General features: G+C 65.2%; 11 protein-coding genes, 1 tRNA gene and 1 pseudogene. 2 read left to right on the top strand and 11 right to left on the bottom strand.

Annotated elements, in window-relative coordinates; genetic code table 11:
- Window positions 1–107: 107 nt before the first annotated feature.
- From ACN2C7_RS17845 to ACN2C7_RS17810, 8 genes are all read right to left on the bottom strand, one after another.
- The gene (locus ACN2C7_RS17845) at window positions 108–578 is read right to left on the bottom strand and encodes a hypothetical protein (RefSeq protein ID WP_419318818.1); all 471 of its coding nucleotides are present in this window, start codon (window positions 576–578) and stop codon (window positions 108–110) included.
- Window positions 579–710: 132 nt separating this feature from the next.
- Window positions 711–902 (bottom strand): helix-turn-helix domain-containing protein, encoded by a 192-nt coding sequence (locus ACN2C7_RS17840; protein ID WP_419321498.1) that lies wholly within the window; start codon window positions 900–902, stop codon window positions 711–713.
- A 141-nt stretch (window positions 903–1,043) separates the two neighbouring features.
- Window positions 1,044–1,739, bottom strand: coding sequence for a hypothetical protein (locus ACN2C7_RS17835; protein WP_419318816.1), 696 nt, complete (start codon window positions 1,737–1,739; stop codon window positions 1,044–1,046).
- On the bottom strand, window positions 1,736–2,992 hold the full coding sequence (locus ACN2C7_RS17830) for a tyrosine-type recombinase/integrase (RefSeq protein WP_419318814.1): 1,257 nt from the start codon (window positions 2,990–2,992) through the stop codon (window positions 1,736–1,738). Before ACN2C7_RS17830 ends, ACN2C7_RS17835 begins: the two co-directional genes overlap by 4 nt.
- Before the next feature lie 147 nt (window positions 2,993–3,139).
- Window positions 3,140–3,229 (bottom strand) — tRNA-Ser (locus ACN2C7_RS17825).
- 294 nt (window positions 3,230–3,523) lie between these two features.
- Window positions 3,524–4,369: an MBL fold metallo-hydrolase gene (locus ACN2C7_RS17820; RefSeq protein WP_419318812.1), complete on the bottom strand. Its 846-nt coding sequence runs from the start codon at window positions 4,367–4,369 to the stop codon at window positions 3,524–3,526.
- 113 nt (window positions 4,370–4,482) lie between these two features.
- On the bottom strand, window positions 4,483–5,184 hold the full coding sequence (locus tag ACN2C7_RS17815) for a hypothetical protein (protein ID WP_419318810.1): 702 nt from the start codon (window positions 5,182–5,184) through the stop codon (window positions 4,483–4,485).
- Window positions 5,185–5,278: 94 nt separating this feature from the next.
- A complete protein-coding gene (locus ACN2C7_RS17810) occupies window positions 5,279–6,262 on the bottom strand; it encodes an RluA family pseudouridine synthase (protein WP_419321497.1) in 984 nt (327 codons plus the stop codon).
- 136 nt (window positions 6,263–6,398) lie between these two features.
- On the opposite strand from ACN2C7_RS17810, the gene ACN2C7_RS17805 reads away from it, so the two are divergent.
- A complete protein-coding gene (locus ACN2C7_RS17805) occupies window positions 6,399–8,747 on the top strand; it encodes a TonB-dependent receptor (RefSeq protein ID WP_419318808.1) in 2,349 nt (782 codons plus the stop codon).
- A 54-nt stretch (window positions 8,748–8,801) separates the two neighbouring features.
- On the opposite strand, the gene ACN2C7_RS17800 is transcribed toward ACN2C7_RS17805, so the two are convergent.
- Window positions 8,802–9,110, bottom strand: a complete 309-nt coding sequence (locus ACN2C7_RS17800) for a ferritin family protein (RefSeq protein ID WP_419318806.1) — start codon at window positions 9,108–9,110, stop codon at window positions 8,802–8,804.
- A 77-nt stretch (window positions 9,111–9,187) separates the two neighbouring features.
- On the opposite strand from ACN2C7_RS17800, the gene ACN2C7_RS17795 reads away from it, so the two are divergent.
- Entirely contained in the window at window positions 9,188–10,894 is a 1,707-nt protein-coding gene (locus tag ACN2C7_RS17795) for an alkaline phosphatase D family protein (protein WP_419318804.1), read from the top strand.
- Here ACN2C7_RS17795 and ACN2C7_RS17790 read toward each other — a convergent pair.
- On the bottom strand, window positions 10,891–11,517 hold the full coding sequence (locus ACN2C7_RS17790) for a LysE family translocator (protein WP_419318802.1): 627 nt from the start codon (window positions 11,515–11,517) through the stop codon (window positions 10,891–10,893). The genes ACN2C7_RS17795 and ACN2C7_RS17790 overlap by 4 nt on opposite strands.
- Window positions 11,507–11,924 (bottom strand): annotated as a pseudogene (hisI, locus tag ACN2C7_RS17785) (phosphoribosyl-AMP cyclohydrolase); the annotation flags it as partial. The gene ACN2C7_RS17790 and the pseudogene hisI, both read right to left, overlap by 11 nt.
- Window positions 11,925–11,973 lie beyond the last annotated feature (49 nt).

The following is an 11,973-nucleotide window of genomic DNA, read 5'->3' as shown; positions in this document are numbered from 1 at the left end:
GTGTGGACTTAATACTCCCAGTTCTGAGGTGGACTTTTCGCAGTTTGAATCAATTGGGAGCCCGGCGATTGCGAAGCTTCCGGCATGGGAAAAGCGCACCGCCGCTCTCATCGCCGGCCCCTTGGCGCACGGGGCGTCCAGTTGAGGAAAATCTCATGCTGGGCGAGCGCGACCTGCTTGGCCAACGCCTCGGGCAGCGCCTCCGGAATCCACTTGGGGTCCGAGAACCTTCCGGATGCTGGGGACTGGAATTCGACCCGGTGGATGAAGATGCGATCATCCGTCTCATACCGATCGACCTCCCAAAAGACGAGCGAGGCGGCCGGAGCGCCCATATCGCGGAGCGCCGACGAGGCGAGGCCCTCGATGTCGCCGGTTGGATGATGGAGAGATCCGGCGACATTCAAAAAAGCCACATGGCGTTTTCGGCCGATCTTGCAGCGGACGACCTGGCAGTAGCAGACGCCGTCGTTTTTGGTGACGAACCGGATGATTTCGCTAGTTGCTGGGCGTTGACGCCGCTGCCGGAGGGCTGCCAAGGCCCGGCTGAGGCATGGGAAGGCATTCGGATAGGACATGGTCCCTCCATTGAGGTGGTAGCGGGGTGGTTTGAAGCGGCGGCCTGCGATCCCGATGGACCGCGTGTTGGCTGTGCAACCTGACGAGCGTCCGATGACAGCAGCTGGCCCCTTAGGCCGGCATGGCTATTGCTATGAACGCAGATCAGCGAGCCAGCGTTCTGCCTCTCCGCGCGGGATTAGCGTTCGAGCGCCGACCTTGACCACCTGGAGCCGTTTGTTGCGGATCTGATCGTAAAGGGTCGAGCGGCCGATTCCGAAAGCCTGGCAAAATTCCAGGATGGAATAGGCCTGCTTGCTTGGCGTCTGAGCTAAGGGTGTCATCTCTCTCATCCATGGGGACCTCCCAACGTGCGGAGGCGTCCATAGGGATGGCGCAGCTAGAAAATAAGCGCAGTCGCATTCAGCCACCTGAATGCGTTTCAGCGCCGGCCATCCTCAACTGCACGCCGCCGCTCCTTAAATTTACCCGAAGGGTATCTGCCGAGAATTTTTCCTTCTTAGGTGGCCTGGAAGGTGATCTCTCATTTCCCGCCTGATATATGCGGTTAGAGATGCCAAAGATAAATTCTTCTCTTCAAACGGAAGTATGGCTTCTGCAATCTCAATTACACTTTTGATGTTCGGATTATCGCGCACAAAATCTATAACTCTATTTCTCCTATTTTCTATTCTCGGCTTATCGAGATCCGCTCTTCCATCTCCGCCCCTAACTCGACTCTCAAGATATTCTGTGGCTTCTGTGGTCGCCGTAACCACAGCATGGTCTGTACCTATAAGTCGGAAAATTCCGAGGCCAGACGCCGCGCCGAATGCGTAACCAGCTTGAAAAATTCTCAGGGCTTCAGGGCTTCTGGCTGCATCAGTGATCAATAGGGCAAGGACGTTATCGACCCTGAAAAAGCTTCCAATCGCGGCTTTGCGCTCAGAATTTGACTTCATCAGCTGATGGCACTCAAATTCACCGGGGTCGTTGTTGCATATCTCTCCACCAATTTTCTCTCGAAGTGGATCAATAATTTCCCGCACTCTTGAGAATGCATCGGAGTAGTTTCCCGAGATCATACCTGCATCAATAGCTTCGAATATGCTTTCGAACGCTGCTCGGGTCTTGGCTCCGATTTCCTCATCGATGCCGCTGGCTTTTTCTGTCCGCGTCATTTTGGGTCCACGATGTATTGCGCCCAGTCGTGCATCAGATGTGTTCGCTTTTCGAGTAGATCGCCACGGCGATAGGCCGCCTCAACCTTGCCGGCGATCGTGTGAGCGAGCGCCATTTCGACGATCTCGCCGCGATGCTCCGTCATCTCCGCCGCCCAATCGCGGAAAGTGCTTCGGAATCCATGGGTCGTGAGATCCGAACGGCCCATGCGTTCAAGGACCTTCAGCAAGGCCATGTTCGACAGGCCCTTGCCCGACCGCATTCCTTCAAAGACGAAGGGCTGAGGCCCCAGATCGTCCGGCGATACTTGGCCCATCAGCGACAAACGTGTCCGCTCCGCCTCGATCTGTTGCTCGCGGCGCGCCATGATGACAGCGAGCGCGGCAGGGGATAGCGGCACCCGATGCGGCTTCTTGGCCTTCATCCGGGCGGCGGGGATTGTCCAGGTCGCGTGCTCCAGGTCGAACTCGTCCCAGGTCGCGCCGATCACCTCGCCGGTCCGCGCCGCCGTCAGAATGGCGAACTCCAAAGCGCGCGCGCCGGCGCCGCGCTGCTTGCGCAGATCGGCTATCAACGCGCTGACCTCTTTGTAGGGCAGTGCGGCATGGTGCTCGACCTTGGACACCTTGGATTTCGCCGGCAGCAGCTTGTCCAGGTGGCCCTTCCAGCGGGCCGGATTGTCGCCGGTCCTGAGCCCTCGGACGGTCGCCCAATCGAGCACCGTTTCGATGCGGCCTCGCACCCGGCTCGCCGTCTCCGACTTGGTGGTCCAGATCGGCTGCAGGGCCTTGAGAACCAGATTGGTGTCGATGTCCGCCAAAGGCGTCTGACCAAAGATCGGCGCGCCGTAGGCCTCCAGCGTGGCTGTCCACTGAGCCTTGTGCTTGTCGTTGCGCCAGGCTGCTTTGTTGGCGTCGATGTAGGCCCTGGCGGCGTCCATGAACGTGACCTGCTGCGCTGCAGATAGATCGGCCTCCGCCTGGAGGCTCTTGCGCTGCTCGATGGGGTCGATGCGCTCGTGTCTTAGCCGGCGCGCCTCGCGGGCCAAATTCCTAGCTTCAGCCAGCGAGACAATATGGTGCGGGCCTAGTCCCATGGCGCGCGCTCTACCCTTCAGGGTGAAGCGATAGATCCACGACTTAGCGCCGCCTGGGCTGACCTGCAGATACAGCCCGCCGCCATCGGGGTAGAGGCCGGGCTCGCTGAGCCGCCGCACCTCTATTGCCGTCAATCTGTCGATCAGTCGGGCCATTTATACCCACAAATCTACCCACAACAGTGAGTCAGATAGTGGCGTATTTCGACGGACGCGTCCAGACAGTGGAAACGTCTAAGGTCTTATTTTGCTAGGGATTTCCGCTCGTCGGCGGACGCCTATGAACACCGGCGAATAGGGTGGTGGCGGAGAGGGTGGGATTCGAACCCACGGTGCCCTTCCAGGCACGCCGCATTTCGAGTGCGGTACATTCGACCACTCTGCCACCTCTCCAGGCGCCGTTTTTGAGCCCTTCTTGAGAGGGCCCGAGGTCGAGGGCGCGATACCTAGCGGTGTCGTCGCGGGAACGCAAGTCCCTGTCGCAGGCTTTCTCTCGCGGTCACGCCCTGGGGTGCAAAACCATCTGGGTGCAGCGGAAAAGCGCGATGGTCTTGCCCGTCGCTTCAGCGGTGACTGGCGCGTCTCAGACCGGGGTCTGACGACCGCCATGGGTCAGGCGTGCCTCGCGCCGAACATCGCCTTCGCGAACCGTGTGGCTAGCGATCCAGGCCCGACGCAAGTTCGGTTCTAGAAAGAACTGATATCGGTCGGCGGGAAGCGGCGGCCGTCTTCGCCCTCTGGCGGCAGCTTGCCGGAGCGGATCGCCACGCGCAGGGCCTGGGCGGGATAGGGCGCTGGCGCCAGGGCCGCGTCGGCGGCGCCGCGCAGGGCCGTGAAGGCGGCCATGTCGATGCCGTCCTGGAGCTGGATATTGTCGGCCCGCTGCTGGGCCACGGTGGTTGCGGCCCGGCCGGCGGCGTCTTCCCAGCCCGCCAGCAGGCGGGTGTCGTCTGGCAGCGAGAGAAAGCGGCGGGCGGCGGCGTACAGACCCTCGGCGTCGGCGCCGGGCAGGTCGCAGCGGCCCGAGCCCAGGTCAGGGGCCAGCAGGGCGTCGCCCGTGAAGACCACGTCGCCGATCTGATAGGCCACGGCGCCGGGGAGGCGACCGGTGACGGTGTGGGCGGTGATTTCCAGCCCGCCCATCGGCATGACTTCGCCGTCCTGGGCCAGCTTGTCGAAGTCCCAGCCTTCGAGGTCGACGCCGTCCTCGCCCATGGCCGGAGCCAGGCGCTTGAGGCTCTCGATCACCCCGGCTCCGATACAGATCGAGGCGCCGGTTTCATATTTCAGATGGCCGGCCGCCGACAGGTGGGTGGCGTGCAGGCCGGTTTCCAGGATCCAGGTCGGACCCATGTCGCGGGCGCGGATTTCCGCGATGATCCCATCGACGAAACGGGTGTCGGTGGCCTGCGTCTCCGGATCGAAATCCAGAACGGGATCGACAATCGCGCACAGCAATGTGGCTGGATCTACGACAAGATAGGTCACCGTACCCGTGGCGGGGTGATGGTGGGCGATGATTTCCGGCTGCATGCGAACGCCTGATAGATCCCGATAGGCAACCATGGCGCTAAGCTATTAAACATCCGCGAACGACGGGCGTTCGCAAGAAGATCGTTTCGGTGGGCCTGGGCGGGGCGAACGGCTCAGCGCGATCCGTCGGGCGCGCAGGGACTGGCCTGGCCCCGCATCTGACCCCGCATCTGGGTTGCCCAAAGCGGCTCTACATAACGATCTCCGGCGCGAAACGCCGGCGCGCAGCCATCGGGTGGGCTGCGGCGGTCGCCGCCGACGGCCAGGGAAACGGCCAGAGACTGCTGCTTTCCGCCGCGGCCCCAATAGCCTGGCCGGCCCAGGCCGACGCTGTCGCCGTTCCAGCCGCCCCGGTCATGGCCGCCATAGCCATAGTCGTCATAGGGATGGAAGACGGCGTTGTTGCCGTGATCGGTCTGGGAATAGGCCAGGCCCAGGGTCGAGGTTTCGCCGATCGGGATCAGGGTCGAGACATAGGCGCTGCGATAGCCCCCGGTGCCCACGGTGACGCCGGCCGAGCCGTGGATCTTGCGCCCGGTCTCTTCGTCGCTCCGTCCAAGCCCGAACAGGCCGTCGCGGCCTTCGAGCGCCGGGGAGGTCGCCAGGAACTCGGCGATCTGCTCGTCGGTGGTCAGGATGCGGGGCGGGGGCGCGGTGACGGCGGGCGCGTTCTGGGCCTCTGCCGCTGTTCTGGCGTCGAGGCGGTGGGCGGCGGTCGAGACGACTTCGTCTTCGCCGGCGACCGTCTGGGCCAGGGCGGGTCCGGCTAGGGCAAGGCCGGCCAGCAGAACGAGCAGGGGTCGCATCGAGGTCATGAGGCCTTCCGGAAAGCGGCGGTCTGTAGGCTGTAGGCCGCTCCGTCAGCGGAATTAGGGCGGGTTTGTAACGCGACCGCAAGGGACGGTTGTCTCAGAGCGCCTTGAGGCCCGCTTCGAGAGCCGCCATGTCGGCGGGCAGGGCGGTCTCGAAGCGCAGGGTCTCGCCGGTGATCGGATGGACAAATCCCAGCACGGCGGCGTGCAGGGCCTGGCGCTGGAAACCGATCTCTTCGATCACGGCCTTCACGCCGGCCGCGGGCGGGCCGCCGCCATAGACCGGGTCGCCAAGACAGGGCGCGACCTTGCTGGCCAGGTGGACGCGGATCTGGTGGGTGCGGCCGGTCTCCAGCCGGCAGGCCACGCGCGCCGCCACCGGCTTGTCGGCCGGGCCAAAGGCTTCCTCGACGCGATAGTGGGTGATGGCCTCGCGGCCGCCGCTCTTGAGGATCGCCATCTTCTTGCGGTCGTGCGGCGAGCGACCCAGCTGGGTCTGGATCGTGCCGTGGGCCGGATAGGGCGCGCCGCGGGTCAGGGCGATATAGAGACGATCGATGTCGTGGGTGGAAAACAGCGCCGACAGGCCCTGGTGAGCGGCGTCGGTCTTGGCCGCGACCATGACGCCGGAGGTTTCCTTGTCCAGGCGGTGCACAATGCCGGGCCGCGCGACCCCGCCGACGCCCGACAGGCTGCCCCGGCAATGGTGCAGCAGGGCGTGGACCAGGGTGCCGGTGTAGTTGCCGGGGGCCGGGTGGGCGGCCATGCCGGCCGGCTTGTCGACGACGATCAGGTGGGCGTCCTCGTAGAGGACGCTCAAAGGAATGTCCTCTGGCGAGGGTTCGGCGGCGATCGGGGCCGGGATCTGCAGTTGATACAGGCCAGGGCGGGCCTTTTGCGAGCCGTCGGTCACCACCCGGCCCTCCAGGCTGAGCCGGCCGTCGGCGATCAGGGCCTGCAGGCGCGCGCGCGACAGGCCCTCGAATCGCGTCGCCAGAATCTTGTCCAGGCGTTCCCCAGCGTCATCCGCCGTGAGCGCAACCTCAAGCCTGGCCTCAGTTTGTGGCGCCTGGGCCTCAATCTCGATGTCGTCTGTATCGTCGTCCAGCGGGCTCAAGGGTGTTTCATCGCTCCGTCGCAATCTCGTCGCGCATCCGACACGAGCGGCGCCTATCCGCCGGGAACTTAGCCCAGCTTACCGTCGAAGGGGATAATCGATGCGCGCGATCCACACCACCTTGCTGATGTCCGCCACCAGTGTTCTGGCGCTCAGCGTCGCTTCCATGGCCATCGCCGCCGACGTCGATGCGCCGGCTGACGCCGCTCAGGTCGAGCAGGTCGTCGTCACCGCCCAGAAGCGCGAGCAGAAGGCCATGGATGTGCCGGTCTCGCTGACCGCCTATTCGGGCTCGACGCTCGAGATGCTGGGCGTTCAGGAGTTCGAGGAGCTGTCGCTGTTCGTTCCCGGCTTCGAGGTCCAGAACCAGTCGCCCAACAACCCCGGCTTCGTGATGCGCGGCATCACCTCCGACTCCGGCGAGGCCACCAACGAGCCGCGCGTGTCGGTCTATCAGGACGGCGTCTCGATCTCGAAGTCGCGCGGTTCCTATGTCGAGCTGTTCGACCTGGAGCGCGTCGAAGTGGCCAAGGGCCCGCAATCGACCCTCTATGGTCGCGGCGCGCTGATCGGCGCGGTCAACATCATCCAGGCCAAGGCCCGTCCGGGCTATGCCGCCTCGGCTCGGGTCGAGGGCGGCAACTTCGGCTACATGATGGCCGAGGGCATGTTCAACGCCCCGATCACCGACACCCTGTCGATCCGCGTCGCCGGCCGCATCAAGCACCGCGACGGCTATGTGAAGAACCTGCTGGTGGGCGAGGACTTCAACTCCACCCAGACCACGGCGGTGCGCGTTGCGCTGAACTGGCGCCCCAACGAGCGTTTCGACGCCGACCTGCTGGTCAACTACCAGTCCGACAGCCCGTCGGGCACCTCGTTCAAGTCGCTGACCTACCTGCCGACCGACCCGACCACGGGCGCGGTGCTGGGTGATCTGGGCCGCAATTCCGGCGCCGCCCTGGCCACCGTGGCCGGCTTCGAAAACGACCAGAAGCTGGGTCTTGAGCGCGACGTGTTCAGCGTCACCGGCCTGGCCAACTACAAGATTAATGACGCCCTCTCGCTGGCCTCGACGACCGCCTTCCGCCGCTTCGCGGGTGAAGAGATCTTCGACGCCGACGGCTTCTCGCTGCCGCTGTTTACCTTCGCCGAAGACGCCCAGGGCAAGTCGGCCAGCCAGGACCTGCGCCTGAACTACGACGCCGATGGCGCGATCACGGCCTTTGGCGGGCTGAGCTATTTCTGGGAAGACGGCAGCCAGCGCGTTCCGCTGCTGTTCAACGAAAAGGTGTTCGCCGCCCGCGCCGGCGCGATCCCCGGCTTCGTGCGACCCAACGTCGCCGGCATGGCCTTCATCAACGCGATCCCGAACTTTGCCGCGCTCAAGAGCCAGCACCTGGAAACCTTCACCAACTACGGCAAGACCAAGTCGTATGACGCCTATGGCGATGTGACCTGGAAGGCGACCGACAGGCTCGAACTGGCCGCCGGCCTGCGCTACACCTATGACGACAAGGAAAGCGGCTACGGCGTCGTCCTGGGCAATGGCGGCTCGGTCCTGGGCGGCAGCACGCCGACCACGCCGCGCGGCCTGTTCGTGCAACCCACCACCAATGGTCAGGCCCAGTACAAGAGCTTCACCGACAACGGCATCACCTACCGGGTCGTCGGCCGCTACGCCGTTACCCCTGACGCCAACCTGTATGCCTCGGTCGCCACCGGCCGTCGCCCCAAGGTCGTTCAGGGCGGTAACACCGTTCCCGGCGCTGCGGCGCGGTTCACCGAGATCCCGGCCGAAGAAGTCATCTCCTACGAGATCGGCTCCAAGGTCGCCCTCATGGATCGTCGCCTGACCCTGGAGGGCGCGGTCTATCGCTATGACTACGAGAACTTCCAGACCTCGATCCGTCTGCCGTCCGGCCAGGTCGTTTCGACCAATGCCGGCGAGGCCTCGGCCACCGGTTTTGAAGGTCAGACGACCTTCCAGGTCACGGCCAACGCCACCGTGTTCGGCACCTACGCGCACAGCAAGGCCCGCTTCGGCAACGGCCTGTTCAAGGACAACCGTTTCCGTCTGTCGCCGGACGACAGCTTCTCGCTGGGCGCCAATGTGGCGTTCGACGCGCCGATCGGCCGCTTCACCATCACCCCCACCTATACGTGGCAGTCAGAAGTCTTCTTCGACAATGCCAACGACCGGGCCGCGCTGCAGACCACGGGCGATGTGATCCAGGATGAGAAGCAGAAGGCCTACGGCCTGATGAACCTGCGCATCGGCTATCAACCCAGCAAGGACAGCGCCATCAAGATCGAGGCGTTCGCGACCAACCTGCTCGAGCAGGACTATATCAAGGACGCCGGCAACACCGGCGACGCCTTCGGCATCCCCACCTTCATCGCCGGCGAGCCGCGCTTTGTGGGCGTGGCGCTGTCGATCAAACGCTAGACAATGGTGTCCGCTCTGCCTGGCCTTGGCCGGGCAGAGCGGAATTCCTGACGCCTATTTCCCGACCGCCTCTTCCTCATGGCCGGCGATCGAGCCGTCCTTGAACAGGTACTTGCGCAGCTGTTCGTCGGTCTCGGGATCGTCTCGGCGCAGCCATTCCATCAGCATGGCGGCGTGTTCAAGCTCCTCGCGCGCATTGTGCAGCAGGATCTTCTTCAGCTCGACGTCGTCGCAGTCATCCGCGCGCTGACGATACCAGTCCACCGCCTCGAATTCCTCGATCAGCGAGGTGATGGCGTAGTGGCGGTTTAGGGTCTTGCGGCTGAGTTTTTCGCGGGGGATGTGAAGGCCTTCACTCGACATGCGTCATCTTCCTGTTGTGCTGTGACGCTAACGCACGAGACGCCCAAGCGGCGCCGTGGACCCAGGAAAGAAATCCCATGAAGATCGATCGTCGCAGGGCTCTCGCCTTTCTCGGCCTGGGTGGCGCCGCCGGCGCTGGCAGCGGTGTTTCTGCGCAGGGGCTGAACCTCCACACGGGCGCGGTGGCGTTCGAGCACGGCGTCGCCAGCGGCGACCCTGATCAGACCAGCGCCATCTTCTGGACCCGTGTCACGCCCAAGGGCGCGTCCGACCGCGATGTGCTGGCGACTCTGGAAGTGGCGGCGGATCCGGCCTTCAAGACCATCGTCCGCACCGGCAAAGGCCTGCGCGCCAAGGCCAGCCGCGACTGGACGCTAAAGCATGATCTGGACGGCCAGGGGCTGAAGCCGGGCACCGACTACTGGTATCGCTTTGTGGCCAATGGCGTGACCTCGCCGGTGGGCCGCACCCGCACCCTGCCGACCGGGCCGACCAAGGATGTCGTCCTGGCCGTGGCCTCGTGCTCGCTCTATTCGAACGGCTATTTCAACGCCTACGACGCCATCGCCAAGCTGCCGCGCGTCGACGCCGTGCTGCACCTGGGCGACTATATCTACGAGTATGGTGGCGCGCCCACGGACTACGGCATGAACTCGCCGGTCGCCGCCCAGCGGATGCCCGACCCGCTGCACGAGATCGTCACCCTGGACGACTATCGCCGCCGTCACGCCCGCTACAAGTCCGACCCCCACCTGCAGGCCGCCCATGCGCGCGCGCCGTGGATCGTGGTCTGGGACGATCACGAAACCGCCAATGACAGCTGGCAGGGCGGGGCCCAGAACCACAATCCCGACAAGGCTGAAGGCGACTGGGCCGCGCGCAAGGCCGCCGCCCTGAAGGCCTATTACGAGTGGATGCCGATCCGCGAACCGACCGCCGGCGCCCTGCCGGACGCCAGCTGGCGCGGGTTCCAGTTCGGCGACGTGGCCACCCTGCTGATGACCGAGACGCGCCTGACCGCCCGATCCGAGCAGCTGGACTACGCCACCGATCTGCCGGTGGTCGACGGCAAGCCCGACGTGGCCGCCTTCTCGGCCAAGTGGAAGGATCCGGCCCGCCGCCTGGTCGGCGAGGCCCAGGGCCAGTGGCTGGCCGGGCAGGTCTCCGCCTCGGTCAAGGCCGGCAGCGCCTGGCAGGTGCTGGGCAATCAGGTGGTCATGGCCCGCGTCGCAGGCCCCAACCTGCAGACCCTGCTGGGCGAGAAGTTCGAGCCGATGCTGGCCAAGCTGCCGCCCTATATCCGCGAGCGCATCCTGCAGGGCGTGGCGCTGTCGGCCCTGGGCCTGCCCTACAATCTGGACGCCTGGGACGGCTATCCGGCCGATCGCGAGCGGCTGTACGACCTGTTCAAGAGCGCCGGGGCGCATCCGATCGTGCTGTCGGGCGACAGCCATTCGTTCTGGGCCAATGAGCTTTTCGATGAGGCGGGCGCCAAGCGGGTGGCCGTCGAGTTCGGGGCCACCGGGATCACCTCGCCGGGCTATGGCGACATCCTGCCCGGCGTGCCGCTGGGCCAGGCCTTTGCGGCCCGCAACACCGAGGTCAAGTTCGCTGATCCGGGCGCCAAGGGCTTCGTGCTGCTGACCCTGGAACATGGCAAGGCGACCAGCGAGATGATCGCCGTCTCGACCATCTTCGAGCCGGCCTACACGACCCGGGTTCTCAAGCGCTTCGTGGTCACGCCCACAAAGGGCGGCGGCGTCGAGGCCCTGGCCGAAGCCTAGCGCCGTTCCAGCGCCAGACGCAGGCCAAAGGCGATGAAAACGCCGCCGGTGATCCGGTCCAGTCCCCGGATCACCGAGGCCTTGCGCAGCAGGCCGGCCAGGGGCGCGGTGGCGGCGATCAGCAGTCCGGCCCAGATCAGGCCCATGACCACGTGCAGCCCCGCCAGCAGCACGCCGAAGGTGGCGGGATTGGCGCCGGTCGGCACGAACTGCGGCAGGAACGAGATGTAGAACACCCCGACCTTGGGATTGAGCAGGTTGGTCAGCAGGCCCCGGCGCAGGGCGGCGAGGCCGCCGCCGCCGGTGGGGGCCATGGCGCCGGGTTCAAAGCTGTCGCGGGGCCGCATCAGCATCTTGCCGCCGACCCAGACCAGATAGGCCGCGCCGGCCCATTTCAGCGCGGTATAGGCGTGCTCGGACGCGGTGAGCAGGGCCCCGGCCCCGCAGGCGGCCGCTACGCCCCAGACCAGACAGCCCATCCCGATGCCCAGCGCCGCCGCGAAAGCCCGACGCGGACCCTCGGTGGCGGCGGTGCGCAGCACCAGCGCCGTGTCGAGCCCCGGCGTGATGGTCAGCAGAAAGGCGGCGAAGCTGAAGGCCAGCAGAGCCTGGAGCGTGGTCATGCGATCTTGTCTTCCCGCTCAACCAGCCGGCCGTCTTCCATCACCCGATAGAAGCACGAGCGGAAGCCGACGTGGCAGGCGCCGCCGTCGCCCTGGGGGCGAACCTTGATCAGCACCGCGTCCTGGTCGCAGTCGACCCGCAGCTCGCTGACGATCTGCAGCTGGCCGCTGGTCTCGCCCTTTTTCCAGAGTTCGCCGCGCGAGCGGCTGAAATAGTGGGCGATCCCGGTGTCGACGGTCAGCTTCAAGGCTTCGTCGTTCATCCAGGCCAGCATCAGGATCTCGCCGGTGTCGGCGTGCTGGGCCACGGCGACGACCAGGCCGTCGGCGTTGAAACGCGGGGCCAGCTGGTCGCCCCGTTCCAGGGCGTGCTTGTCATGGGCGTGTGGGAAGAGGGGCGCAGTCATGCGCCCCATATGGCGCCGACGGGCCCCGCTGGGCTAGCCTCGGGCTGCG

The sequence above is a fragment of the Caulobacter sp. ErkDOM-E genome (assembly GCF_048541895.1).
GTDB lineage: Bacteria > Pseudomonadota > Alphaproteobacteria > Caulobacterales > Caulobacteraceae > Caulobacter.
This window is presented reverse-complemented; position numbering and strand designations above follow the sequence as displayed.